The sequence below is a fragment of the Rhodococcus sp. OS5 genome (assembly GCF_056837585.1).
The window spans coordinates 670198-695350 of record NZ_CM166368.1; the positions used below are offsets into that span (position 1 = coordinate 670198).

The window sequence follows — 25153 nt, forward strand, 5'->3', positions numbered from 1 at the left end:
ATGGGGGTTGGTACTCCTATCGGGCACGACCTCTTTCCGGTGATCCACGCAACACTGGAAAGTGTTCGGATCCAATAATTTCCAGGAGGGTGTTCAATGGCGAGCACATCATCGGCGACCAAGACCGCAGCTGCAGAATCGAGACCGGCAGGCGGTGATCGATCCGGTGACCCGGCGCTCGAACTGGTCGCCGAATTGGCAGCAGCGGGCCAGCGACTCGTCTTCCGTCAGGGCGACGACTTGAACAGCGATGCCCTGAGCAGTGACGATCTGACCTGTGTGGTGCTGTGGCCGTCCGGAGAGCCCTCCCTCTCCGATCTGTGCGAGAACTTCGAGTCCCTCGGACTCCGAGTTTCGACGCACCGCCCCCTTCCGACCGTTCTGGGTTCGGCGCACTACTTCACCTTCGAGCCGAGCACCTTCGACGGCAGTGCGCTGGAGAAGATGGCGGACGCCTTCGAAGCCGTCATCGCCGGACAGACCCGGATGGACGCATTCTCCAGTCTGATCGGACGAGCAGACATCACGTGGCGCGACGCAGAGTTGCTGCGCGCTGCGTGCCGTTTCCTCGCTCAGGCTCGTATCGGGCTGTCCGAGAGCTACATCGTCGGAGTGTTGGCAGCGAAGCCACTCTTCGTACGGCAGGCAATCGAACTCTTCACCGCGCGTTTCGATCCCGCCGTAGCAGGATTGCGGGAGACAGCAGTGGCCACCGCGGCGGCGGCCATCGACGAATCAGTCGACGGTGCAGACACTCTCGACGAGGATCGCGTCTTGCGCGGCGTTCGTTCGTTCCTGCAGGCGACTCTGCGCACCAACTGGTACCTGCGTGGTGAGTCCGGCGACCCGCTGCCGTACGCGTCGTTCAAGATCGACTCGCAGTTGCTCTCCACCCCGCAGAAGACCGTTCCCTTCCGCGAGATCTACGTCAGCGCACCTAATGTCGAAGGCGTTCATCTGCGTAGTTCCTCCGTCGCCCGTGGCGGCCTGCGTTGGTCGGATCGATACGAGGACTACCGCACCGAGGCCCTGAGCCTCATGAAGACCCAGAGCGTGAAGAATTCCCCGATCGTTCCTTCGGGTGCCAAGGGCGCGTTCGTGGTTCGGGGCACGTCGTCACCAACCCCGGCGCAGGTGCAGGAGTCGTACAGCACCTTCATTCGCGGCTTGCTGGACGTGGTGGACAACATCGTCGACGGCGCTGCGGTACACCCGGCAGAAGTAATCGAGTACGACGGTGAAGACTCCTATCTCGTCGTGGCAGCAGACAAGGGGACCGCACGGTTCTCGGACGTCGCGAACGGCATCGCCGTCGAGCGTGGTTTCTGGCTCGGCGACGCTTTTGCTTCCGGCGGTTCGGCCGGCTACGACCACAAGGCGATGGGCATCACCGCTCGCGGCGCCTGGGTGGCGGTACGACGGCACTTCGCCGAGCGCGACCTCGATGTCGACACCGATCCGTTCACCGTCGCGGGTATCGGGGACATGTCCGGCGACGTGTTCGGCAACGGAATGTTGCTCTCGCACAAGATCCGTCTGGTCGCGGCATTCGATCACCGCCACATCTTCATCGACCCGAACCCCGACACCGAGACGAGCTTTGCCGAACGCGCTCGCCTCTTCACCGTGCCGCGCTCGTCCTGGGACGACTTCGATCGCACCGTGATGTCGCCGGGCGGTGGCGTCTGGCCGCGGAGCGCGAAGTCGATCCGCCTTCCGCTCGAGGCGCGTGCGGCCCTCGGAATCACCGAGGAGAAGCTGACCCCGCAGGAACTGATCCGAGCGATCCTGTGTGCTCCGGTGGACCTGTTGTGGAACGGCGGCGTCGGTACCTACGTGAAAGCGTCGACCGAAAGCAACGTCGACGCGGCCGATCCCTCCAACGACGCAGTTCGCGTCAGCGCTGACGAGTTGCGTGCAACCGTGGTGGGTGAGGGCGGCAACCTCGGCTTCACCCAGCGTGCCCGCATCGAATATGCCGCTGGCGGTGGCCGAATCAACGCCGACTTCATCGACAACGCGGCCGGCGTGGCTACCTCGGACCGTGAGGTCAACATCAAGATCGCACTCGCGGCGTTGGACTCGACCTCGCGCAATGAACTACTCGCGGCGGCCCAGGACGAGGTGGCCGGATCGGTGCTCGAGGCCAGTGAAGATCAGACCCTCGCGATCAGCCTGGCCGAGCACCGCGCACCGGCCCTGCTCGATCAGCACGAGCGGTTGATCGAGAACCTCGTCTCGGCGGGCGCCATGAAGCGACTGGAAGAATCTCTGCCCGACGCCAAGGCGCTGGCGGTCAGGGCGCGTGCCGGGCAGGGTCTCCTGCGGCCGGAACTTGCTGTGCTGGTGGCGCAGTCGAAGAACGTACTGACGGCGGAACTGGGCGCATCGACGGTCCCGGACAATCAGATCTTCGCCGATCGTCTCCCGCAGTACTTCCCGCTCTCCGTCGTCGAGGCCGCACCGGACGCAGTCCGCGCACATCGGTTGGGCCGCGACATCATCATCACCTCGGTTGTCGACGAACTGGTCAACCGCGTCGGCCCCGGCGTGCTGTTCCGGCTCGAGGAACACCTCGGAGTTCGCAGTCCGGAAGCGGCTCTGGCCTACGCAGTAGTCAGCGAAGTGCTCGGCACCGAGGAACTTCGGCGTGAAATCCTGAACTCCGATCTCAGTGCCACCGAGCAGTTGCAGGCTCTCGATCGCTTGCAGCAGTTGTTGGAATCCGAGATGAGCTGGGTGTTGCGCCGCCCGGGTGCTGCCGGCCGGTTCACCGTGAACCCGCGAGCCGACATCGATCGGTGGGCAGCCCCGGTGCGGGAACTCACCGACGGTTTGTCGGCAAGCGAGCGCATCGAGGCGTCTTTCGGGGCGCTCGCCCTGGCTGACATTGCACTGCAGGAGAATACGACGGCCGCGGCCGCGGCTGCGATCTACCGGGAACTCTCCGACGCTCTCGACCTGGGTGATGTTCTCGGGGGCGTCGACGTTGCCGTCGGTGCCTCGCATTGGGAGGTCATGGGCAGCGCTGCCGTCCACGCCAGGTTGACGGCGCGTTTCGCAGACCTCGTGTCCGGAGCACTCGGAGAAGGTATTCCGGAGGTCGTCGAGCTGTGGACCGCCGCCAATCCGCAAGCGGTGCGCCGGTTCACGGCTTTGATGTCGAGTGTGAGCCGCAGTGGAGCGCTGGACACCGCCCGTCTCTGCACGGTCGACGCCGAACTCGAACTACTCGTTCGCGGTGCGTCCAGTTTCGCTTCGGTACACGCCGCGGAGCGTTCAGCGACCCTCCCAGGCGAGTAGCGATAGCAGCAGTTCGGCTCTGACCCTGGCCTGTCCGAGGTCGCATTGCAGCAGTTCCTCGATGCGTGCGATGCGGCCTCGGAGGGTGTGCCGATGAACACCGAGTTCGGCTGCGGCCGATTCCCATTGGCCGTTTGCCTCGAGATAGGCGCGCAAAGACGCGGCCAGTGCGGTTCCGTGTGCCTGGTCGTGTTCCGTCAGCACCGGGATGGTGTCCGCTGCCATGGCGATCAATGCCTCACGGGCAGGCTCGGATGCCAGAATCGTCGAACCACTCAGAGCGTCGAACTCGAGAATGCGGGCAGTGGCCGTCGTGAGATTGGCCGCGGCGCGGGCCTGGACGAGTGCGCGCGGTGCGTCCAGAAGACGGTGAGGGGTGCTGATTCCGGCACGCACGGCTTTCGCTTCGGTGGGGGAGAGCTGCGCCAGTAGTGTTTTGGCGGTGTCGATTGTGTCGGTTCCGCGGAGGAGGACGGTCAGCGAACCGTCCTCGGATTGCGCGAACAACGGCCGGCCTGCTCGCGCGAGAGCGTTGTCGAGTTCGCGAAGAACGGGGCCGAGTCCGGATCCGCGAACGTGGACGACACGAATGTTGCCGTGCGTGTCGCTTGCCTCGTCCAAGTACGACGGCACACTGTCTTCGGGGATTCGGCCGTCGAGTAAGAGCCCGAAAGCCATGGCGTTGAGTCGAGTTCGCTCGGCCCGTAGTCGAACCGGTTTCTCGAGTTCGAGAGTGAGCAGCGAGACCGCATGCCCGAGTAACACTCTGTCGATATTGCTCAGGGGCCCGGCGCCCGCCATGGCGAGGTAGCCGTGCCAGCTGTCGGTGACGCCGACGGGGGACAGTGTCAGCGTCCGTTCGGGTGTGCTCTGCGAGATCGACGCCGGAGCGTTGGGATCGCGGGTGGTCGCCGCGACCGCGCGAACCTCGGTGATCAACGACTTCTGGTTTGCCGGATGCACCGCGGTGATCCGATCTCCGACAAACGCCACCGAAGTTTTTGTGGCCGTGGCCAGTTCGCGCACGATGGCAGACACGCCACCGCGCAGTGCAACGCGGGTGATGCGCGTCTGTACTTCTGCCGCGCGGAGTACCGATTCGTATTCCTGCTGGCTCAGACGGGTCATCACCGCGCGCGTGACTGCCGCGAACGGGGTCGTGAACGGCACTTCCAGCAGGGGGAGTCCGCGGCTGCGGGCGGCGGCAATCAGGTCTGTGGGCACACTCTCGTGGGAAAGGCCGGTCCCGAAACCCAGAGCCGATACTTCTGCGGCGGCCAGACGGTCGATGTACTCGCTGTAGTCGGTGGCGTCCGCGCCCACCAGTGCCAGCCCGGTGGTGAGCACCAATTCGCCGCCGGAAAGCCACGGGGTGGGGTCCGTCAGCTCTGTGGCCTGCGCAAACGTGACGGGGTGGGTGGCAGCTGCTCGGTCGGTGAGCAGAGCCAGCGAGAGGTGTTTCTGGCGCAAGAGCCACGAGATCGGAACCGTCACCTGATCAAGGCTAGCTGTCGTTGCCGATATGGAGTAGCCCTGGAGCTCCGGGTATCCATTTCGGCAGTGCTTGCGATGCTTCGCGCGTCGCATACTCGAATGCAATACACAACCGAGAGGGTGGTCACATGAGTGCAATCGAATACCGGCTTCCGCAGGAGCGTCGCATCGTCACGGAGTTCCCGGGCCCGCGCTCGGCTGCGCTCGCCGAACGCCGTAAGAAGGTCGTCGGCGCCGGCGTCGCATCCACCCTCCCGGTCTACGTCGCCGACGCAGACGGCGGAGTCATCGTCGACGTCGACGGCAACTCGCTGATCGACCTCGGTGCCGGTATCGCGGTGACCAGCGTCGGCGCTTCCAACCCGGCCGTCGTGTCCGCCGTTCAGGAACAGGTCGCGCACTTCACCCACACCTGTTTCATGGTCGCTCCGTACGAGGGCTACGTCGAGGTCGCCGAGCGTCTCGCCGAGCTCACCCCCGGTGACCACGAGAAGCGTTCCGTGCTGTTCAACTCCGGCGCAGAAGCCGTCGAGAACGCAGTCAAGATCGCCCGTCACGCGACCGGTCGCGACGCAGTCGTCGTCTTCGACCACGCGTACCACGGCCGCACCAACCTCACGATGGCACTGACGTCGAAGTCCATGCCGTACAAGAGCGGCTTCGGTCCGTTCGCCCCCGAGGTCTACCGCGTCCCGATGTCCTACCCGTACCGCGAGGGCCTCAATGTCGACGGCTCCAAGATCACCGGTGAGCAGGCCGCACAGCGCGCCATCACGATGATCGAGAAGCAGGTCGGCGCTGCCAACACGGCCGCCATCCTCATCGAGCCCATTCAGGGTGAGGGTGGATTCATCGTTCCCGCAGAAGGATTCCTCCCGACGCTCGTCGCGTGGGCCAAGGAGAACGGCGTCGTCTTCATCGCCGACGAGGTTCAGGCAGGCTTCGCTCGTACCGGCGCCTGGTTCGCCAGCGATCACGAGGGCATCGTGCCCGACCTGGTCACGCTCGCCAAGGGCATCGCAGGCGGCATGCCGCTCGCCGCTGTCACGGGCCGCGCCGAGCTCATCGACGCCGTCCACCCCGGCGGCCTCGGCGGCACCTACGGCGGTAACCCCGTCGCCTGCGCCGCTGCATTGGCGTCCATCGACCAGATGCGTGAGCTCGACCTCTGTGGCCGCGCACGCACCATCGAGTCGACCGTCGTCGGCCGAATGAACGCACTGGCAAAGGAACTCGACGTCATCGGTGACGTTCGCGGTCGCGGCGCGATGCTCGCCATCGAGCTGGTCAAGCCCGGTGGGCAGGAGCCGGACGCCGACATCACCAAGAAGATCGCCGCCGAATGCCTCGCTGCCGGCGTCGTGATCCTCACCTGCGGTACCTACGGCAACGTCATCCGTCTGCTCCCGCCGCTGGTCATCTCCGAAGAGCTGCTCGACGACGCGTTGACCGTCCTCGAGACCGCTATCCGCACTGCAGCACAGGGGAACTGACATGTCCAACGTCTCGGATCTTCTCGACTCGGTACCCAAGGGTCTCTGGCTCGGCGGCAAGCTCGTCCCGGCCGAGAAGACCTTTGCGGTCTACAACCCGGCAACGGGTGAGGAACTCGCCCAGGTAGCCGACGCCACCGCTGCCGACGGTATCCGTGCGCTCGACCTCGCCGCTGCGGCGCAGGAAGACTGGGCGGCCACTCCGGCACGTGTACGCGGCGAGATTCTGCGCACCGCCTTCGAATTGCTGCACGCCCGCGCCGAGGACTTCGCGCTGATGATGACCCTGGAAATGGGTAAGTCGTTGGCAGAGAGCCGCGGTGAGGTCAACTACGGCGGCGAATTCCTGCGCTGGTTCAGCGAGGAAGCAGTACGCATCGGCGGACGTTTCACGCAGGCTCCGGCCGGCAACGGTCGCATCCTGGTCACCAAGGAAGCCGTCGGACCGGTCCTCGCGATCACCCCGTGGAACTTCCCGCTCGCCATGGGCACACGCAAGATCGGACCGGCGCTGGCTGCCGGTTGCACCATCATCGTCAAGCCCGCCGAGGACACGCCGCTGACCATGCAGCTCCTCGGTCAGGTGTTCGCCGATGCCGGTCTGCCCGACGGTGTGCTCTCGATCCTCCCGACGTCCGACGCGGCCTCCATCAGTGGACCGCTGATGGAAGATGCGCGTCTGCGCAAGGTCACCTTCACCGGCTCCACTGGCGTCGGAAAGTTGTTGGTGCGCAATGCTGCTGACAAGCTGCTCCGCACGTCGATGGAACTCGGTGGCAATGCGCCGTTCATCGTCTTCGACGACGCCGACATCGACGCAGCTGTCGACGGCGCAATGCTCGCGAAGATGCGTAACGGCGGCGAGGCCTGCACCGCGGCCAACCGCATCTACGTCGCCAACTCGGTGCGCGAAGAGTTCACCGACAAGTTCACCGCCAAGGTTGCGGCCTTGAAGGTGGGCGCCGGTGACGCCGAGGGCACCAACATCGGACCGCTGATCAACACCAAGCAGCTCGCAACCGTCACCGGACTCGTCGACGACGCCGTGTCCAAGGGTGCTCGCGTTCGCACCGGTGGATCGGCACCCGAAGGCCCCGGGTTCTTCTTCACCCCGACGGTCCTCGACCAGGTGCCCGCCGACGCGCGCCTGCTGAAGGAAGAGATCTTCGGACCCGTTGCGGCAGTGGTCGGTTTCGACACCGAAGACGAAGCGATCGCGGCTGCGAACAACACCGAGTACGGTCTCGTGGCGTACTTCTACACCCGCGACATCGACCGTGCGATGCGCGTCTCGGCCAAGCTGGACACCGGCATGGTCGGCGTCAATCGCGGCGCGATCTCCGATGCTGCCGCGCCGTTCGGTGGGGTGAAGGAATCGGGCTTCGGCCGTGAAGGCGGAACCGAGGGTATCGACGAGTATCTCGATACCAAGTACGTAGCGCTCTAACTTGCTGTGCGCCTTTATTAACCGCGGGCGGTTAATAAAGGCGCACAGTTGTCTATTGACCCAACGGAGTCGGGCGGTAGTACTTGCCCTCGTGGTAGAGCAGCGGTGCGGCAGCGGATTCGTCGTCTTCTTCGGCGTGAACCCGCGTGACGAGTCCGATGACCAGCGTGTGGTCGCCGACAGGGATCAACTGGTCGACCTTGACGCGCATCCAGCTGGGGGTGCCGTGCAGCACCGGCTCCCCGGTGTCGAGCACTGCCCACAGTGACTCGTCTGCAAAACGCTGATCGGCACTACGCGCAAAGCGCTGGGCCAGATGCTGCTGATGTTCGCCGAGAAGGTGGATCACCAAGGACTCGGCTGCCTTGAGCGCATTGATGCTCGACGACGTCTCCGCGATGTTGAACGAGACGAGCGGCGGCTCGAGGGAGACGGACGAGAACGAAGTGGCGGTGAAACCCACCGGGCCGGTACCCGAATCGAGGGTCACGACGGTGACACCGGCGGGGTGGCGGCGAAGCGCAGCGCGGTAGTCACCGGCGCAGATGCCGGTGGACAACTCGGGCGTCGCTGCTACTTCGGGGACGTCGGGGGTGGTGTGGCTGGAAACGGCATTCGGCTTGTCAGACAACGGGAACTCTCCGGCTGGAACTCGAGGTGTGCGGTGTGGTCGAGGTGACTGCGCTCGGCATACACAGACATGCGTCGGTGCGGCACAGATCTACGTGCCGTCGACGCCAGTGGTTGCCGGCCGGGGTCCTGGTTGCAGTGCACATGGTGCGTCCAACTATAGGTGGACGCACGTCTGAGTGGTTTCGGACCGGGTTGGCTGAAGTGCTTCAGTCCATGTCGACGGCGAGGCCGGCGGTGATTCGGAGGAGTTCGGAGTACGTCGTGCGAAAGACCGTGTTGGGGTGCCCGGCGGCTGCCCACAACTCGGGGTACTGCTCGAGGGCGGTATCGACGTACGTCGGCAGGTTGGTGGGATGCCCGAGCGGAGCGACCCCACCGATCGGCTGGCCCGTCGCGGACTTCGCCATCTCCAGCGGCGCCCGCGTGAGCTTGCCTTCGAGGCGTTCGCCGGTGGCCTTCAGATTCACCTGATGCGCGCCGGAGACCAGCAGCAGGACCGGATCGTCGTCGAGAAGGAACACCAGTGACTTGGTGATCGCGCCTACCTCCACCCCGACGGCCGCCGCTGCCTCGGCCGCGGTGTGCGTGGCTTCGGGCTGCGTGACGATGACGCCGTGGTGACCCCGTGAGATCAGTGTTTCGGCGACGTGCGAGGCGTTGGGGTGGAGGAGGCTCGTCATGAGTTCAGACTAGGACTAGTCGGCGTTCGCCACAGCTGGAGTCGGCGTCGTGTCGGTGGACTTTCGGTTGCGACGGATCGTAAAGCCGAACAGCATGACCGCACCGATCAGTGCGTACAGGAAAAGCGTCAGAGCAGGCTGGCCGACGCCGACGTTGTTGAAGTAGACGATGCTCCGCACGCCTTCGGTGCCGGCGCCAGGTGTGATCCATCGGCCGATGGCGGCATAGAACGAGGGAATCACGTTGGAGCCGAATGCGCCTCCTGCACTGGGATTGCCGAGAATCACGAAGACGGCGATAGCCAGCGGGACTGCCAGAACGCCGATGGCAGCGCGCAATCCGAGTGTGAACATGGCGGTGCCGAACACCACGGCTGTTCCCAGGATCCACAGCGGGAACCAGTGGCCCGCGAAAGTTCCGAGTACGTGTGAGGTAATGAGGGCGCCGAGAGCTCCCGAGATGATCGAGTAGATCGCGATCACGCCCGTGTGTGCGCTTGCCTGGCGGAGAGTCTTCGGCGCACCGATGAACAGTCCGATGGCTGCCGCGAGGAGATAGCCGCCGACGACCCAGCCGACCGAGAGGTAGAAGCCCGAGAGGCCGCGGTTGTCGTGGGCTCCGACGGGGATCTCGTCGCGGACGACGAACTGTCGGTCCTGTGTCGCCTCGACCTTCGTGAACACCGCTTCGAGTGACGTCGCGATAGAGCTGCCGCCCGCGCTCGCGGTGATCAGGGTGTCCGGCCCGGCCGGGTTGATGACAAACGCGCCCTGGATCTCTCGGTCGTTGATCATGCGGCGAGCGGTCGCCGTGCTGTCGACCACCTGAGCGTCGAGCGGGCTGCCGTCGATGGCGTTGAGTTTGTCGGCGATCTGCTGATCCATGCCGTCGGGTGTGCCCTGATCGGCGATGACCGCGATTTCGATGTCTCGCGGAGTCGGCTGATGGAAGGCGGCGACGTAGCTGAGGATGAAGCCCATCTGCAGCAGGAGCACGCCGACGAACAACGCGGCCATCACCTTGGGTGCGCCGTACTTCACGAGCAGATTGTCGTGGTGGTGTTCGTCGTGGGTGGAGCTGTTGTCTGGTGCGGCGTGTGCCGGATGCGTAGTGGTCACGAAAGAGTCCTGATCTTGTCGAAAGTAAAGAGCTTGTCAATACCCGAGGTATTGAATACTCTAGGTATCGTGACTGAATCTCGTCAACCGGACTGGACTCCGGTAACCCGCCCCGGACGTGACGTGGTGCGGCAAAGACTGCTCGACGCTGCGGCGGAAGAGTTTGCGGAGCGCGGATTCAGTGCTGCACGTCTCACTGAAGTTGCTCGCCGAGCGGGCTTCACCAAGGGGGCTGTCTACTCCAACTTCGAGTCGAAACAAGATCTGTTCGCCGAACTGTTCGCGCAACGGTCTCTCGAACTGGCCGGCCGGGTGCTCGCCGAGATCGCCGGGATGAACCCCGCCGACGCGGCGGGCAAAGGTGGCGAGGCCATTGCAACGTGGATGGTCGACGACCCGGGGTGGTCGCTTCTCGTCCTCGAATTCGGAGTGCTCGCCGGGCGTGATCCGCAGATCGCTCAGGCGTACTTACGTGAGCGTCGCCACTTGCGCAGCCAACTCGTGGAGTTGATCGGCGAACGTGCCCGTGAATGGGGAGTGGACGATTCCTTTGACGTGCGGACAACCGCAATCTCGTTGATGGCGTTGATATCCGGGCTCGTTCTCGAACACTCCGTGGATCCGGAAGAGGTTGATCAGAGTGTCATGGGTGCCGCCGTGACGGCACTCTTCGCCGGCGCCGTCGCACGTGCAGGATTGTCCGCCGTCTGAGTTGCTCGGTTGACAGGCAACAGATTTGAGAACTACCCTCTGGGTGCAGTACCTCGTTAGGTGAGGCTTCTGCACGAACACAGGCCACTGATCTCACGACGTCGAGAGACGCCCAAGGTTAGGACAGATCTCCCCGGCTTAAGGGGTGATCCAAAGTGGCTTCCCGTTCTTGATCGGGACACGTCGTGCAGTGCCAAAACTCGGACGTGGAGGTGTTTTCGCAGCTTGATGCCGGTTTCTTCCGGCGAAGGCGAGAGTACGTCGATATTCGGTTCTCCTGGCGTGTGCTGTGCGCATGTACTTGTGTGGCGTCATCGGACGCCCCGAACTTTCAGGAGGTGACCATCGTGGACGACCCGCCGAGTCGATATTCGACCCATCCTTCTGTTCTTGCCGACGATGCTCACCCCGGTCTTTTGCTCTTCAGTCACTGACTCTTTGCATCCTCGGCTTCATCTGCGCGGCTTTGCCGCGACCGCTGACGACTTCCATTGTCGCTCAGCGCATTCTGCTGCCCTCATGCACTGGCATGGTCCGGCGTGTTCGGGCAGCCGAGGAGATTCGTCATGTCATTTTCCGTTCTCGCATTGCGGCCACGGCCCACGAGAAACAGTGCACAACAAACACATTCAACAGTCCTGGCAAAGGAAAGCGCACAGGAATTGGTCGACTTCTCGGCCTCGGACACGCGCACCGTTCTCGCGGATCTGACCACGACGGCCAACGGCCTTCGTGACGATCAGATCGACGATCTTCGTCGGCAATACGGGCGCAACGATGTCCGCCACGACCGCCCGGCGCCGGCAATCGTGCAGTTCGCGGAAGCCTTCAAGAACCCGTTCATCCTGATCCTGGTATTCCTCGCCCTGATCATGGTCGGGACCGACGTGGTCTGGGCGGACCCCGAGGACGGTCCTTCCTACGAGGGCATCATCACTCTCGGGTTGATGATCTTTGTCAGTGTCTCACTGAGGTTCTGGCAGGAATACCGTTCGAGTCGCGCCGCCGAGGCGCTCAAGGCGATGGTTACGACGACCGTCGCGGCCACCCGCAAGATCAACAACACCGTGGTCACGGCTGAGATTCCGATCGAGCAGTTACTGCCGGGGGATGTAGTCCAGCTTGCCGCCGGCGACATGATCCCGGCCGATGTCCGCATCATCCGGGCCAAGGATCTACAGGTCAATCAGTCCATGCTCAGCGGTGAATCGATGCCGGCCGAGAAGTCGGCGGACCCGTCGTCGGGGATCGACGTCGATCGGCTGCTCGAAGCCGAGAACATCGGGTTCATGGGTACTTCCGTCGTGTCGGGCAGTGGCACCGCCGTTGCGGTACACACCGGCAAGCGGACCTACTTCGGTGCCATGACAGCACAATTGGCGTCCAAGCGACCCGAAACCAGCTTCGACGTCGGGGTGCGCAGCGTCAGCTATCTGCTGATCAAGTTCATGCTGATCATGGTTCCCGCGGTGTTCATCATCAACGGACTGACCAAGGACTGGAGCCAAGCACTACTCTTCGGCGTCGCCACCGCCGTGGGGTTGACTCCGGAAATGTTGCCGCTCATCGTGACGGCGAACCTGGCCAAGGGTGCGCTCCACATGTCGCGCAAGAAGGTGATCGTCAAGCAGATCAACGCGATTCAGAACTTCGGTGCCATGGACGTTCTGTGCACGGACAAGACCGGAACTCTCACCGAGGACCGCATCGTTCTCGGTGAGCATCTCGATACTGCCGGACGTAAGTCCGAGGACGTATTGCGGCTAGCGGCGGTCAATTCCGTGAATCAGACCGGATTGCGCAGTCTTCTCGACGACGCGGTGATCGAGGCCGCCGGTCCCGAAGTGGTCGAGGAGATCTCGCGTCGGCACGGGTTGGTGGACGAGATTCCCTTCGACTTCAAGCGCCGTCGACTCTCCGTGGTGGTCGACCACGGAGACGCCGATCTGATCGTAACCAAAGGTGCAGTGGAAGAGCTCCTTTCGGTCTGTGAATCGGTGGAACTGGACGGGGTGACCCACCAATTGACACCGGGATGGCTGGCCCGAGTCGACCGTCTGGTCGCGGAGCTGAACGGTCAAGGTAAGCGAGTGCTTGCGGTGGCAACCAAGACAGTCGTCGAAGAGCAGCGCCGCGAGTACTCGACGGCCGACGAAGAGGGCATGACCCTGGTTGGACTGCTGGCCTTCCTCGACCCGCCGAAGGAATCTGCGGCCGGGGCGATCGAAGCCCTCGCGAGCCACGGAGTCGCGGTCAAGGTAGTGACGGGTGACAACGAACTGGTCGCCGAAACCGTCTGCGGCAAAGTCGGTATCGACGTGGGAACTGTTGTATCCGGCGCCGAGATCGAAGCGTTGAGCGACGACGCCCTCGACGAGTTGGTGCAGCGGACAACCGTATTCGCGAAGACGGATCCGATGCAGAAGGCACGCATTGTCGAATCGCTGCGCCGGGTCGGCCACACGGTTGGTTTCCTCGGTGACGGTGTCAACGACGCACCCGCACTGCGGGCTGCGGACGTCGGCATCTCCGTTGACACAGCGGCGGACATCGCCCGCGAATCCGCGGACATCATCTTGCTGGAGAAGGACCTCGGTGTACTCGAACAAGGAGTCATCGAAGGGCGTCGTACCTTCGGAAACATCCAGAAGTACATCAAGATGACTGCGTCGTCGAACTTCGGGAACGTCTTCTCGGTGCTCGTCGCCAGTGCCCTGCTGCCGTTCATCCCCATGATTCCCGTAGTTCTGTTGTTGCAGAACCTGATCTACGATCTCTCGATGCTCACGATCCCGTGGGACCGTGTCGACGACGACTTCCTCGCGAAGCCCCGCAAGTGGGAGACCAAGAGCCTTCGCCGGTTCATGGTGTTCATCGGCCCGATCAGTTCGATCTTCGATATCTCGACGTTCGCGCTGATGTGGTTCGTGTTCGCCGCCAACTCTCCCGAGCATGCAGCGCTGTTCCAATCGGGTTGGTTCATCGAGTCATTGATCTCGCAGACGCTGATCGTTCACATGATCCGCACCCGCAAGATCCCGTTCATCCAGTCGCGTGCATCGCTGCCGGTACTGCTCAGCACGGGCGCTGCCTGCGTCTTCGCGCTGGTGTTCCCGTTCACGTCCTGGGGTCATTCCCTCGGGTTGGTTTCACTGCCGTGGAACTACTTCCCGTGGCTGGTCCTCACCCTCGGGGCATACTGCGTCGTCACGCAGGTGGCCAAGGGAATGTTCATTCGTCGATTCGCGACCTGGCTCTAGGAGTTCACCGTGGAAATCCACGTCATCCTTGTGCGGATAGCGCTCGGGCTCGTCCTCGGCGCTGCCGTCGGGATCGAAAGGCAATGGCGCGCAAGGATGGCGGGTCTGCGAACCAACGCGTTGGTGAGCTTGGGTGCGACGCTCTTCGTCATCATGGGCGCGTACGGGTTTCAGGGCCCGGACGCCGATCCGACGCGCGTCGCAGCGCAGATCGTCTCGGGGATCGGTTTCCTCGGTGCTGGAGTGATCATGAAGCAGGGTGCGTCGGTCACCGGCCTGAACACTGCCGCCACTCTGTGGGCCACTGCCGCCGTCGGCGCACTGGCAGGCGGCGGAATGTACTGGGTCGCGGTGTTCGGTGCCGGCGCAATCATGTTGGCGAACACGCTGTTGAGGCCGTTGGGCCGGATGATGGATCACCAGCCTGCCCGAACCGGACGCGAAGAACCACCCGCGGACTACACCTTCGAGGTGACCTGTCACGGCGACGCCGAAGCTCACATCAGAGGTCTTACCGTGCAGTCCATTTCGAGGCCCGAGTTTCAGCTCCGGTCAGTGCAGTCCTTCGACATCCCGGACAGCGACCGCGTGCGGGTGGTGGCCGAACTGGCCGCCGCGGAGCGTGACGACGGACTCCTGGAATCCGCCGTCAGCCGACTTAGCCTTGAACCGTTGGTGACTCACGTTCGGTGGGAGGTGGAACCGTCGAAGTAGATTCGGGGTCGCTGTCAGTCAGCGCGCATGTTCCTGCGGCGCAAGTGAGTTCCCCGGTGCAATGTTCGCGCAGTTGGACGGTGCAGGCTTGCCGTTCAAGCGGTCGTCGACCCAGGCGAGCGCACCGGGCAGCCAGAGCATGGCGCCGAGGAAGTGGCTGATGGTGTCGTACTGGTCGTACTGAATCGCCAGGCCGGCGTCGCAGTACTTGCGTGCGAGGGTGCGGACGTCGCCCGTGATCATCACGCCGTCTCCCGCTCCGACACCGGGGCCGCCGGGTTGGGTGCCCTCGATGGTGCCGTTGGCCGCCTGCGCGATGAACATCGGAATGGTCGGTGTCGCCGCGGTGCCCATGTTGATCTTGTTCACGACATCGACGTACTCGGGAACCGTATTGGGATCGGCGTACTCGGGTCTGACCAGATCCTGCCAGGTCAGTCCGGGATACTGTGCCAGCACATTGCCGATGGACGCGTCTTCGAGTCGAGCCATGACGTCGCGTCCACGGTCACTGAGATACTTTCCGAAATCGATGTCGTACGAACGCGCAACGCCGACGATGGCCATGCCGACGACGCCGCCCCACCCGATGCTTCCGCTCGCGTAGCGAAGGTTGTTGGCCGGATTGACCAGCACGCCGCCTTGCGCGGCACCGATCAAGTTATCGTTGATCTCCGGTGCGTACGCGGGAGCGAGGATCGAAGCCCAGTTGGTGGCGATGGCTCCGCCGGAGTACCCCATGAGCGCGATCTCTGCGTTGTCGGTGATTCCGGTTTCCGGGACATCTTTGGCCGCACGCAGAGCATCGAGCGTCATCATCCCGTATTCGGGTCCGGCAGCGAAGTTGGCGTCCGGGCCCTCGGTGTCCGGGACGACGATCGTGTAGCCCAATGCGAAGAGCGGCCCGAACAAGGCTGCCTCGATGGACGTGAAGGTACCGCCGATGTTGAAGTTGCGTCCGCTGGGAGTCCAGTCGCCGATCGGGGTGTTACCCGCGATGGCTCGCGACGGGCTGTCGTCGGGGTTCAGCGAATCGTAAAAGGACTGGTACGAAACAACTTTGTTCGGTTGGGCGTTGGCCGGGCGCAGGATCGAGGTGACGTTGGCGGACGGCTGTCCCAGGGCGTCGGTTGATCGGTAGAGAACCTGGACTGCCTGTATCGGGGTCGGGATGTTGAGCACGGTGTACGGCACGGTGCGAGTCTCGAGTACCGCACCCGGGGCGTACGACGAGAGGGGTGCCGCGCCGTCGTAGCTGTAGAAACCGTCATCGGGGGACTTGGCAAGGACTGGCTGCGCGAGCGCTACCGGTGCGCCGACGCCTGTCAGTGCAAGCGCGAGTACTCCGACAACTGCGCGAGATAAGACCCTTGACGACATACTCGTCCTCCACATTGGTGTGCCACGCCCCACCCTGAGATCGTGGTGTGACGACCACCATATATTACTCGTGGGTAATGTGGGGATCGGTCAGATCGGTCGTCGTATCGAGGTCTCGACGTAGGAAGATTTCGGAGGACTCGCCTGGGAGTAACAGAACTCCCGCGTCGGTATATCCCATTGCGCGATAGAAGTTCTGGGCTGATTCGTCGGCGAGTGTCGAGGTGAGGACCTGCGAGTGTCCCGCGCGGCTCATGCGTTTTTCCCAATCTGTGACCAAAGCGCGCCCGATGCCTTGGCCGCGGTTCGAAGACAGGACGGTCAGCATGTTCATGAACGGAATCTCGTCCCAGAACAAGCCCCAGCGGAGCCATCCGATTGGTTTCCCGCTGTCCTCGGCGACGAGTATCCGGCCGCGTTGGATCACTGACGCGAGTTCCTCGGCAGCGACGTGCGAGTCGTGCTCACGTAAGAACGGCAAGTCTGTCTGTGCTGCGACGCGAATGTTCACCACAGAAGTCAGTATCGCCGTTCAGTCGGAGTTGATGGCGTTCGGCTTGGACAGGTAGACGACTCCGGGGATGTGGCTGGGGTCCGGCGGCAATTGGGAGTAGCCCGCTCGGGTGTACAGGCGAATGTTCCGCAGGCTCCTGCTTCCGGTGAACAGCTCGAAACGTGTGATGTGCTCCGGAGCGTTCTGTTCCACGTGCTGCAAGAGGCGTCGGCCGAGGCCGTTGCCCGCCAAGTCCGGTGCCACCATGAGGCGACCGATCTGCCATGCGGTTCCGTCCGCGGTTCCTCGCACGGCCCCGACGAGCCGGCCGCCGCGTCGTGCGGTCCAGACAGTCGACTCCTGAACCCAGGCTCGGACCGTGGGTAGGTCCTCGTGGAGCGGGGGTATGTCCATGCTGTTGTTGGAGATTGCTTCCGAAACCCAGCAACAGCGTTGTAGAACAAGGATTTCCGCGGCGTCCTCGTCCGTTGCGCGCTCTATGGCTATCTCGTTCATGGTTTCCCTTACGAATAGGTTCTTCGCACCCGCAGGGCAATTGTTCACCCGCAGGCTGAATTTGGCGCGCGGCTGAACAATTGGCGCGCGGCTGTGAATGCAGAGGGTTTCAATTCAGGCAGAACAAACAAAACGCCCGCGACCAATTGGTCGCGGGCGTTTCGTGAAAAAGAACGTCAGACAGTTGCCGGAGTGTTCTCGTCCAACTTCGGATCTGCATTCGCGATTCGCTTGTTGCGAATGAGGCTGCTGATGAAAGCAGCGCCGATCAAGAAGACACCGACCAGGCCGGTGATGATCTCGTTGATGTGAACGCCGATGGACACCATCAAGATCACGGCCAGAGCGCCGATGGCCCAGTGCGCACCGTGCTCGAGGTAGACGTAATCGGAGAGCGTGCCCTTGCGGACCAGGAAGACCGTGATGGAACGGACGAACATCGCGCCGACGAAGCCGAGGCCGAGGGCGATGATGATCGGGTCTGCTGTGATGGCGAATGCGCCGATGACGCCGTCGAAGGAGAAGGACGCGTCGAGGACCTCGAGGTAGAGGAACAGGAAGAAGCCGGCCTTACCGGTCGCTTTCGCGAGCTGCGTGGGGCCGCCGGACTTGGTGGTTTCTTCCTCTTCGCCTTCTTCCGGCAGATTGAACAGTTCACCCAATCCGTTGACCGCGATGTAGGTGATCATGCCCAGAACGCCCGAGATCATGACGGTGGAGACCTTGTCGTCAGCAGCGAGGAAAGAACCACTGAGAACCAGGACGATGCCGGCCACGACGACGGAGAGCTGATCGAGCTTGCCGATGCGAGCGAGCGGCTTCTCCAGCCAGGACAGCCAGGTGATCTCACGCTCTTCGAAGATGAATCCGAGGAAGAGCATCAGCAGGAACATGCCACCGAAGGCAGCGATCTGCGGGTGAGCGTCGGTGAGGATGGTTTCGTAGCTCGGCTCGCCGTTGGCGAAGTACGCGGCGTCGTCCGCAGGCGGGTTCAGTGCGAGGTCGAGTGCAGCTACGGGTCCGAGACCGGATGCAGCCCAGACGATCACGAGCGGGAACACCAGACGCATACCGAAGACGGCGATGATGACGCCGATGGTGAGGAAGATCTTCTGCCAGAATTCACTCATTCTTTGCAGAACAGTGGCGTTGATGACGGCGTTGTCGAAGGAAAGCGAGATTTCCAGAATCGACAGGATGATGACGAGGAACAGTGCCTCGGGTCCGCCGTAGATGAACGCAACGATCATCGCGAGGATCGAAATTGCGATGGATAAACCGAATATTCGCAGTACCACGGAGCGTGGCCCTTTCTAGTTGGTCAATGCAGAGTGGTTACTGCAAGCGGTCTCTCACCGCATCCGAACGTGAAAACGGGGAGGGTTCCACAGACTACTGCGGAACCTTCCCCGAGTCAGCTCGTCGAGAGCGAAGATCAGACGTTGACGCCGTAATCGCGCGCGATGCCCGCGAGGCCGGACGCGTAGCCCTGGCCGATTGCGCGGAACTTCCACTCTGCACCGTTGCGGTACAGCTCACCGAAGACCATGGCGGTCTCGGTGGAAGCGTCCTCGGAGAGGTCGTAACGAGCGAGCTCGTTGCCGTTCGACTTGTCGACGACGCGGATGTACGCGTTGCGGACCTGGCCGAAGGACTGCGAGCGAGCTTCTGCGTCGTAGATCGAGACGGGGAAGACAACGCTCTCGACCTCGGCGGGAACCGCTGCGAGGTTCACGTCGATCTGCTCGTCGTCGCCTTCGCCTTCGCCGTCCGTGTTGTCACCCTTGTGCTCGATCGAGCCGTCGGGCGAACGGAGGTTGTTGAAGAAGATGAAGTGCTGGTCGGAGAGGACCTTCTTGTTCGAGCCTGCGCCGATTGCGCTGGCGTCGAGGTCGAAAGCAGCTCCGGTGGTGGAACGTGCGTCCCAGCCCAGGCCGACGACCACTGCAGTCAGGTTCGGGGCCTCCTTCGTGAGAGAGACATTGCCGCCTTTGGTCAAGCTGACGCCCATTCAGGGGTCCTTTCAAGAGGAGAGACAAGGCCCACTACGACGCGAAGTCGTCTTGGGAGTGTGTTTACCTCCACCACCCTAACCGCAGTTCCGGTGTGTTCGCCGTAACAGCAGAATTACGAACCGAGAAGCGAAGTGCTGGACCCGTAGGATTCAATCGTGGTGGGAAGATGGTCGGAGCGCTTCAATCGGGGGGCAAGAGTGGGGGAGTCGGTCAGTCGTGCGCGGGAGGCGCAGACGGCCATGGTTTCGGCGTTCCTCGACATGGACAAGCGGCAGACCATCGCGTCGGCAGCAGTCGACGCTTCCGCCGAGCTGTACCCCGAGCGAGGGCTGCGCGCTGCGTGGGAACCCGTTCGGGATCGGTGCTTCCAGGCTGCGTCGGACTACCTCGACACATCCGAGCGCTATGGCAACGATCAGGTACTTCACCAGAACCCGAACGGTGCTCGGGCGGCGTTCGAAAAGTCGGTAGCCGAACTCGTCGAGGCGGCGAAGGGCGTCGACGCCTTCTACAACGGGCATCGTGCGCACCTCGAGCAGGCGACGGTCACGATGTCCGCCATTCCCGTCCTCGGCCAGCAGGCCCGAACCCTGGCGAACGCCGTCCGGGAAAAACTGGCTGCCACCGATCAGCGCTATCGCGAGTACCCGTCGGTGGTGACGGCCTCCGAACACCTCGACGACGCGGTTGCAGCGCTCGACAATGCGCGCTCATCCGGTCGCGCCGACGCAGTCCGCACGCGGGCCGAGAGTGTCCGCGAAGCGGTATCGGCGCTCGAGGAAGCATTGGCAGAAGCCCCGTCGACCCAGCACCGTGCCGAGATGACGATTTCCTCGGTCTCGACCAGGTTGTCGGCAGTGCGCACTCGAGTGGACCGCCTGGATCCGGCGTACTCCGCATTGCTGCGCGAGTTCAACGCCGCGAGTTCTGCTGACCTCGTCGACAACAGCAGTCGCAGCCGAGCGCATATCGATCAGGCCGACATCGATCTCAAGGAAGCGAAGCAGTCGCTGGCTGCGGGAAACCCCGAACATGCACTGGCTTTGATGGCCGAAGCCCGCGTGCACCTCGCCGACGCCGAAGCGTGTGCCGACGCCGTGACGGACCGTCTCGCTACTCTGCGTGCAGTCCGGGCAGATCCGAGCCAAAAGGAACGTGAGGTTCGTTTCCGGCTGAAAGACGCCCAGATGTTCGCTGTTAACCAAGGGTTGGTGGCGGAGTGGGGCTCCGTACTCGATGCTCAACTAGCAAGGATCGAGCGAGCGAGTGCGTCACTGTCGGGAACTCATCCGGACTACTGGTCGTATGTATTACAGCTGGACTCGGTATCGACGTTCATCACCGAAGTTGTCGAGAAGATGCGGGCGCGAGCCGGCAAAAACTGAATGGTCGGGCCGATCGGGGGATCGGAGTTGCTCGACGCGTTGTCACAGGGGGTCGTTTCATGGACTTGATTGCGGTTACAGAGAGAAGAGAAATGCAGCACTTTCAACATCTCGAGGATGACGTGCGGGAGCAACTGTTCCTGCATGCGCCTCGATCGTTCGCGGATTCCGACGAGAGGGATCTGCTCGCGATTGCTCTGGGTGCAACTCTCTACGTTCCTGCCACCCGGGCCGGGTTGGCCGACATCGTGGTCAAGCGTGCGTCCGAGGGCGTCAGCTCGATGGTGCTTGATCTCGAGGACGCCGTCGCGGATCACGAGGTGGAGTCAGCGCGAGCGAACGCGGTTGACGCTCTCGACAAGATCGCGTCCACCGACGCCGTCGGCATGCTGCTGTTCGTGCGGGTTCGTGAAGTCGCGGACATCCACAAGGTCGCCGCGTCGTTGACCGAGGGGCGCGCCGCGCTCACCGGGTTCGTCATCCCGAAGTTCGGCAGCGAGTCCGGCCCTGTGTTCCTCGACGCCGTCGCGGACGCATCCGAGTTGCTGGGCAAGCATCTCTACGCGATGCCGGTACTCGAATCACCCGCGCTTGTGCACCGCGATACTCGCGATCTCGAATTGCGCACCATCAGTGGGATTCTCGCGCAACACCGCGATCGAATCCTTGCCGTCCGCATCGGCGCCACCGACATGTGCAGCACTTTCGGCATCCGTCGTGACCGCGATCTGACCATCTACGACGTGCGCGTGGTGGTCGACGTCATCGCCGACATCGTCAACTATCTCGGGCGCGCGGACGGTTCGGGTTTTGTCATCACCGGGCCCGTGTGGGAGTACTTCGCCGATCACGAACGCATGTTCCGGCCGATGCTGCGCGCCACCCCGTTCGAGGAACACGACGCCGTCCGGTTCCGTCAGCATCTCGTCAGCCGCGACCTCGACGGTCTGCTCCGTGAGATCGCGCTGGACCGAGCCAACGGAATCCAGGGCAAGACGGTCATCCACCCGTCGCACGTCGCAGCGGTCAATGCACTGTCCGCTGTCACGCACGAGGAATATCACGATGCCCTCGACATTCTCGGTGCCGACGCCGGGGGAGTTCAGGCGTCCGGCTACCGGAACAAGATGAACGAGATGAAGCCGCACCGCAATTGGGCCCATCAGACTGCGCTCCGAGCTCACGTGTTCGGTGTGACCAACAAGGGAATCACGTTCGTCGAGTTGCTGACGGCGTTGGTCGATCGATGACAGAGCTTGTCCAGTCCAAGGACGTTCCCTGGGCTACAGCAGAATTCGGCTTGGACCTCGTTCACGGTGATTCGTCACTCGGGCATTCGGTGCCCGATCTGGTGATCCCGGGACTTCGGCGGAATCCGCGTCGCGCTCATCTGCTGGTGTCCACTGTGCTGGGAAAGCACGTGCCCACCGAGCCGTCCGTGGTCATCGGTGCTGCCGACGACCTCGGCGATCTGGTGCGGACAACCCTCGGTGAGGGTGTCGACGTCGTCGTGCTCGGGTTTGCCGAAACCGCAACAGGTTTGGGTCATTGCGTTGCGGCCCGTCTGCGCGCTCACTGCTACCTGCACTCGACTCGTCGCGACGTACCAGGTGCTACGACGCTCGCCGGGTTCGAGGAGGGGCACTCGCACGCCACGAGCCATCTGATGCAGCCGACGTCCGCCGAACTGTTCGAGAACGACCTGCCTCTGGTCCTCGTCGACGACGAGATCTCCACCGGCGCCACCGCGATCGATGCCATCCGGGCGCTGCACGGGCAATGCCCGCGAAGCCGCTACGTCGTGGCCTCGCTGGTGGACATGAGAACCGAGGAACACCGAGTCGCCGGCGAAGCCGCGGCGGCAGAGTTGAATGTACGAATCGACTACGTCTCTCTCGCTTCGGGTTCGACGGTCCTGCCCGACGGCCTGACCGAGCGCGTCACGGCGCTGGATGCTCCGGATCTGAATCCGATCGGTGATCGCCGCGGCACGCTGTCTCAGATGGATCTGCCGTGGCCGGCACATGTCCCCGACGGTGGCAGGCACGGCTTTCTCGACGGCGACACCGCGGCATTCGAGTCAGCCGTCGAGGCAGCGGTGTTCATTCTCAAATCGTCGATCGACGCGTCGCGTGCTGTGATCGTGATCGGTCACGAGGAGTTGATGTACCTGCCACTGCGCATCGCTGCAGGCTTGGAAAGCTCTGGGCGAGCAGTTCGTTACCAGACCACGACGCGTTCACCCGCCTACGTCGTTGACGTGCCGGGATACCCGCTGCGTCGCGGGTTCACCTTTCCGGCGCCCGAACTGGGCGAGAACGAACCCCGATACGTCTACAACGCGCAGTGGCCTGATGCGGCGGTCGACGCCCTTGCGTTGCTGGTCATCGACGAGCCCGCCGACACCGATCGGTTGACGGCGATGGACGGAGTGGTCGAGGTGTTGCGGAACTCCGGCACCGACGTCCTGGTCGCCACCGTTCGCGGGGCCGATCCGTCGGCGCTGCGAGATTCCAGAGCAGGGAGCTCGTCATGAACGAACCATTGGTCGGGCCCGAATTCGGTTCGTACGCGCCGGGCGAAGTGAAGTGGCTGCTCAAGGATCTCTCGCACGTGGATCTCGAAGCGGATGTATCCGTGCGCGAGAAGCGTATTCAGTCGGGTGAGGCGCACTATGCCGAGTCTCTCCCCATCGAGTACCAACCCGATCAGGCATACCGGGATCTTTTCGAGACGGTGCTCGCCGAGAGCGCTCCACGGTTGGCGCGCGCTGTCGGGACCGTGATGGACCTGGTCTTGGCCGAGCGGGGGAGTGACATCACGCTGGTCTCACTCGCCCGGGCCGGAACACCGATCGGGATTCTGATGCGGCGCTGGGCCCAGCAGACCCGCGGGTTGACGTTGCCGCACTATGCGGTGTCCATCGTCCGTGGCAAAGGAATCGATTCCGTCGCACTCGATTATCTTGCGCACCATCACGACTCGGAGAACGTCGTCTTCGTCGACGGCTGGACGGGCAAGGGCGCCATCGCCCGCGAACTCGACGCAGCGTTGACGGAGTACCACGAGGCAGGCGGAGCGAAGTTCGACTCCGATCTGGCTGTTCTCGCCGACCCCGGACACTGCGTGCGAACGTACGGGACCCGTGACGACTTCCTGATCGCGTCGGCGTGTCTCAATTCGACGGTGTCCGGCTTGGTCTCACGAACTGTCCTCAACGACACCCTCATCGGGCCCGGCGATTTCCACGGCGCCAAGTTCTACGCCGACCTCGCCGACGTCGACGTTTCCAACAGGTTGCTCGACGTGGTCTCGGCCGAGTTCGATTCGGTTCGCGGCGACGCAGCGGATTCTCTTGCTGCAGTGCTCGATTCCGATCGGACGCCGACCTGGGCCGGTTGGGAGTCGGTGGAGAAGGTGCAGGCCGAGTACGGGATCTCGACGGTCAACTTCGTCAAACCCGGTGTCGGAGAAACAACCAGGGTGCTGCTGCGCCGGCTTCCCTGGAAGGTTCTGGTGCGCGAACTCGAAGCCCCGGAGCACGCACACATCCGGTTGTTGGCACAGGCCCGTGGGGTCCCGGTCGAGGTCGTCCCGGATCTCGCCTACTCGTGTGTCGGCCTGATCAAGGACATCACGTGAGCCGTGTGGACACCGCTGCGTCCCAGGTCCTGATCGCCACGGATCTGGATCGCACGATGATCTATTCGCAGGCCGCGATCGGCGGCGATCCCAGTGGCTCCGACCTGGATTCGGCACCGAGCCCGCTGTGCGTCGAGTACTACAACGGCGGTCCGCTCTCGCACATGAGCGTCGAATCGATCGAACTGCTGACCGCGCTCAGCTCGCGGGTTCCGGTAATTCCGACGACGACCAGGACCATTGCGCAGTTCCAGCGGATCGATCTTCCCGGCGGACCGTGGAAGTACGCGATCACGAGCAACGGCGGAAACATCCTCGTAGACGGCGAAGCCGATCGCGACTGGCGAAACGAGATCGACCGTTCGACCCGTAAGTCCGGCGCCGAGTTGCCGCAGGTTCAGGCGGAACTGGAATCGCGGATCGACTCGAGCTGGGTCAGCTCCATTCGTGTTGCCGACGACCTGTTTCCATACCTGGTCGTCGATCTGGCCGTGATGCCGAGTGAATTCGAAACCGAATGGAATGGGTGGTGCGTGACGCGGGGCTGGAACGTCTCGCGTCAAGGCCGCAAGATCTACACGATGCCCGACGCGGTCTCGAAGTCACGAGCGCTGGCAGAGGTGCGCCGCAGACTGGTCGAGTCGGGTGATCTGGATCAGTCCGCCGTCGTGATCTCGGCTGGTGACGGCGCATTGGATGCGGACATGCTCGAATACTCCGATTTCGCGATCCGGCCCAGGCACGGTGAGCTGGAAGAACTGAATTGGCAACGGCCGACCGTTACTGTGACAGAAAGGTCCGGTATCGCAGCGAGCGCGGAGATCTTGCGGTGGTTCTCTTCCGCGCTCGGGTAATACACGCTCTCTAT

Annotated in this window: 20 protein-coding genes and 1 riboswitch; of the genes, 11 read left to right on the forward strand and 9 right to left on the reverse strand. The window is 63.2% G+C overall.

The window, feature by feature from the left end:
* Positions 1 to 96 precede the first annotated feature (96 nt).
* A complete protein-coding gene (locus ACVZUB_RS03140; RefSeq protein ID WP_165638574.1) occupies positions 97 to 3303 on the forward strand; it encodes an NAD-glutamate dehydrogenase domain-containing protein in 3207 nt (1068 codons plus the stop codon).
* Here ACVZUB_RS03140 and ACVZUB_RS03145 read toward each other — a convergent pair.
* The gene (locus ACVZUB_RS03145; protein WP_058039276.1) at positions 3280 to 4797 is read right to left on the reverse strand and encodes a PucR family transcriptional regulator; all 1518 of its coding nucleotides are present in this window, start codon (positions 4795 to 4797) and stop codon (positions 3280 to 3282) included. The genes ACVZUB_RS03140 and ACVZUB_RS03145 overlap by 24 nt on opposite strands.
* 128 nt (positions 4798 to 4925) lie before the next feature.
* Between ACVZUB_RS03145 and gabT the strand changes: the two genes are divergently transcribed.
* Both gabT and ACVZUB_RS03155 read left to right on the forward strand, forming a co-directional pair.
* On the forward strand, positions 4926 to 6290 hold the full coding sequence (gene gabT / locus ACVZUB_RS03150) for a 4-aminobutyrate--2-oxoglutarate transaminase (protein ID WP_125050266.1): 1365 nt from the start codon (positions 4926 to 4928) through the stop codon (positions 6288 to 6290).
* Position 6291: 1 nt separating this feature from the next.
* Positions 6292 to 7737, forward strand: coding sequence for an NAD-dependent succinate-semialdehyde dehydrogenase (locus ACVZUB_RS03155; protein ID WP_042922728.1), 1446 nt, complete (start codon positions 6292 to 6294; stop codon positions 7735 to 7737).
* A 52-nt stretch (positions 7738 to 7789) separates the two neighbouring features.
* On the opposite strand, the gene dszD is transcribed toward ACVZUB_RS03155, so the two are convergent.
* The 3 genes from dszD to ACVZUB_RS03170 all read right to left on the reverse strand — a co-directional run bounded on the left by dszD (position 7790) and on the right by ACVZUB_RS03170 (position 10169).
* Complete coding sequence (gene dszD / locus ACVZUB_RS03160; protein WP_003941189.1) at positions 7790 to 8368, reverse strand: NADH:FMN oxidoreductase DszD; 579 nt, start codon at positions 8366 to 8368, stop codon at positions 7790 to 7792.
* Positions 8369 to 8576: 208 nt separating this feature from the next.
* The gene (locus tag ACVZUB_RS03165; protein WP_065351875.1) at positions 8577 to 9050 is read right to left on the reverse strand and encodes a YbaK/EbsC family protein; all 474 of its coding nucleotides are present in this window, start codon (positions 9048 to 9050) and stop codon (positions 8577 to 8579) included.
* 15 nt (positions 9051 to 9065) lie between these two features.
* Positions 9066 to 10169: a membrane protein gene (locus tag ACVZUB_RS03170; protein ID WP_003941129.1), complete on the reverse strand. Its 1104-nt coding sequence runs from the start codon at positions 10167 to 10169 to the stop codon at positions 9066 to 9068.
* Between the two features lie 126 nt (positions 10170 to 10295).
* Here ACVZUB_RS03170 and ACVZUB_RS03175 point away from each other — a divergent pair, with 126 nt between their 5' ends.
* From ACVZUB_RS03175 to ACVZUB_RS03185, 3 genes are all read left to right on the forward strand, one after another.
* A complete protein-coding gene (locus ACVZUB_RS03175) occupies positions 10296 to 10880 on the forward strand; it encodes a TetR/AcrR family transcriptional regulator (protein WP_039972784.1) in 585 nt (194 codons plus the stop codon).
* A gap of 45 nt (positions 10881 to 10925) precedes the next feature.
* A riboswitch (M-box (ykoK) riboswitch) is annotated at positions 10926 to 11099 on the forward strand.
* A gap of 347 nt (positions 11100 to 11446) precedes the next feature.
* A complete protein-coding gene (gene mgtA / locus ACVZUB_RS03180; protein ID WP_064111423.1) occupies positions 11447 to 14140 on the forward strand; it encodes a magnesium-translocating P-type ATPase in 2694 nt (897 codons plus the stop codon).
* 9 nt (positions 14141 to 14149) lie between these two features.
* On the forward strand, positions 14150 to 14854 hold the full coding sequence (locus ACVZUB_RS03185; protein WP_003941187.1) for an MgtC/SapB family protein: 705 nt from the start codon (positions 14150 to 14152) through the stop codon (positions 14852 to 14854).
* 18 nt (positions 14855 to 14872) lie between these two features.
* On the opposite strand, the gene ACVZUB_RS03190 is transcribed toward ACVZUB_RS03185, so the two are convergent.
* The 5 genes from ACVZUB_RS03190 to ACVZUB_RS03210 form a co-directional block, all read right to left on the reverse strand.
* Entirely contained in the window at positions 14873 to 16234 is a 1362-nt protein-coding gene (locus ACVZUB_RS03190) for a lipase family protein (RefSeq protein ID WP_482628135.1), read from the reverse strand.
* 64 nt (positions 16235 to 16298) lie between these two features.
* Positions 16299 to 16748, reverse strand: coding sequence for a GNAT family N-acetyltransferase (locus ACVZUB_RS03195; RefSeq protein ID WP_482628136.1), 450 nt, complete (start codon positions 16746 to 16748; stop codon positions 16299 to 16301).
* A gap of 18 nt (positions 16749 to 16766) precedes the next feature.
* Positions 16767 to 17243: a GNAT family N-acetyltransferase gene (locus ACVZUB_RS03200; RefSeq protein WP_042452031.1), complete on the reverse strand. Its 477-nt coding sequence runs from the start codon at positions 17241 to 17243 to the stop codon at positions 16767 to 16769.
* A gap of 176 nt (positions 17244 to 17419) precedes the next feature.
* Complete coding sequence (locus ACVZUB_RS03205) at positions 17420 to 18541, reverse strand: DUF475 domain-containing protein (RefSeq protein ID WP_054187878.1); 1122 nt, start codon at positions 18539 to 18541, stop codon at positions 17420 to 17422.
* Positions 18542 to 18678: 137 nt separating this feature from the next.
* Positions 18679 to 19254 carry a TerD family protein gene (locus tag ACVZUB_RS03210; protein ID WP_003941199.1) on the reverse strand — a complete coding sequence of 192 codons (576 nt, stop codon included), beginning with the start codon at positions 19252 to 19254 and terminating at the stop codon, positions 18679 to 18681.
* 243 nt (positions 19255 to 19497) lie between these two features.
* Between ACVZUB_RS03210 and ACVZUB_RS03215 the strand changes: the two genes are divergently transcribed.
* From ACVZUB_RS03215 to ACVZUB_RS03235, 5 genes are all read left to right on the forward strand, one after another.
* Positions 19498 to 20643 carry a hypothetical protein gene (locus ACVZUB_RS03215; RefSeq protein WP_007727045.1) on the forward strand — a complete coding sequence of 382 codons (1146 nt, stop codon included), beginning with the start codon at positions 19498 to 19500 and terminating at the stop codon, positions 20641 to 20643.
* 92 nt (positions 20644 to 20735) lie between these two features.
* On the forward strand, positions 20736 to 21893 hold the full coding sequence (locus ACVZUB_RS03220; RefSeq protein ID WP_042950575.1) for an HpcH/HpaI aldolase/citrate lyase family protein: 1158 nt from the start codon (positions 20736 to 20738) through the stop codon (positions 21891 to 21893).
* Positions 21890 to 23179, forward strand: coding sequence for a phosphoribosyltransferase family protein (locus ACVZUB_RS03225; RefSeq protein WP_482628137.1), 1290 nt, complete (start codon positions 21890 to 21892; stop codon positions 23177 to 23179). The genes ACVZUB_RS03220 and ACVZUB_RS03225 overlap by 4 nt, the downstream gene beginning before the upstream one ends.
* Positions 23176 to 24285: a cysteine protease StiP family protein gene (locus ACVZUB_RS03230; RefSeq protein ID WP_003941082.1), complete on the forward strand. Its 1110-nt coding sequence runs from the start codon at positions 23176 to 23178 to the stop codon at positions 24283 to 24285. The genes ACVZUB_RS03225 and ACVZUB_RS03230 overlap by 4 nt, the downstream gene beginning before the upstream one ends.
* Positions 24282 to 25139, forward strand: a complete 858-nt coding sequence (locus ACVZUB_RS03235) for an HAD family hydrolase (RefSeq protein ID WP_482628138.1) — start codon at positions 24282 to 24284, stop codon at positions 25137 to 25139. Before ACVZUB_RS03230 ends, ACVZUB_RS03235 begins: the two co-directional genes overlap by 4 nt.
* Positions 25140 to 25153 lie beyond the last annotated feature (14 nt).

Coding starts and splice junctions, on each gene's coding strand:
- ACVZUB_RS03140 (WP_165638574.1), top strand. CDS start 97: ATGGCGAGCACATCATCGGCGACCAAGACCGCAGCTGCAGAATCGAGA.
- gabT (WP_125050266.1), top strand. CDS start 4,926: ATGAGTGCAATCGAATACCGGCTTCCGCAGGAGCGTCGCATCGTCACG.
- ACVZUB_RS03155 (WP_042922728.1), top strand. CDS start 6,292: ATGTCCAACGTCTCGGATCTTCTCGACTCGGTACCCAAGGGTCTCTGG.
- ACVZUB_RS03165 (WP_065351875.1), bottom strand. CDS start 9,050: ATGACGAGCCTCCTCCACCCCAACGCCTCGCACGTCGCCGAAACACTG.
- mgtA (WP_064111423.1), top strand. CDS start 11,447: ATGTCATTTTCCGTTCTCGCATTGCGGCCACGGCCCACGAGAAACAGT.
- ACVZUB_RS03190 (WP_482628135.1), bottom strand. CDS start 16,234: ATGTCGTCAAGGGTCTTATCTCGCGCAGTTGTCGGAGTACTCGCGCTT.
- ACVZUB_RS03200 (WP_042452031.1), bottom strand. CDS start 17,243: ATGAACGAGATAGCCATAGAGCGCGCAACGGACGAGGACGCCGCGGAA.
- ACVZUB_RS03210 (WP_003941199.1), bottom strand. CDS start 19,254: ATGGGCGTCAGCTTGACCAAAGGCGGCAATGTCTCTCTCACGAAGGAG.
- ACVZUB_RS03215 (WP_007727045.1), top strand. CDS start 19,498: ATGGTTTCGGCGTTCCTCGACATGGACAAGCGGCAGACCATCGCGTCG.
- ACVZUB_RS03220 (WP_042950575.1), top strand. CDS start 20,736: ATGCAGCACTTTCAACATCTCGAGGATGACGTGCGGGAGCAACTGTTC.
- ACVZUB_RS03225 (WP_482628137.1), top strand. CDS start 21,890: ATGACAGAGCTTGTCCAGTCCAAGGACGTTCCCTGGGCTACAGCAGAA.
- ACVZUB_RS03230 (WP_003941082.1), top strand. CDS start 23,176: ATGAACGAACCATTGGTCGGGCCCGAATTCGGTTCGTACGCGCCGGGC.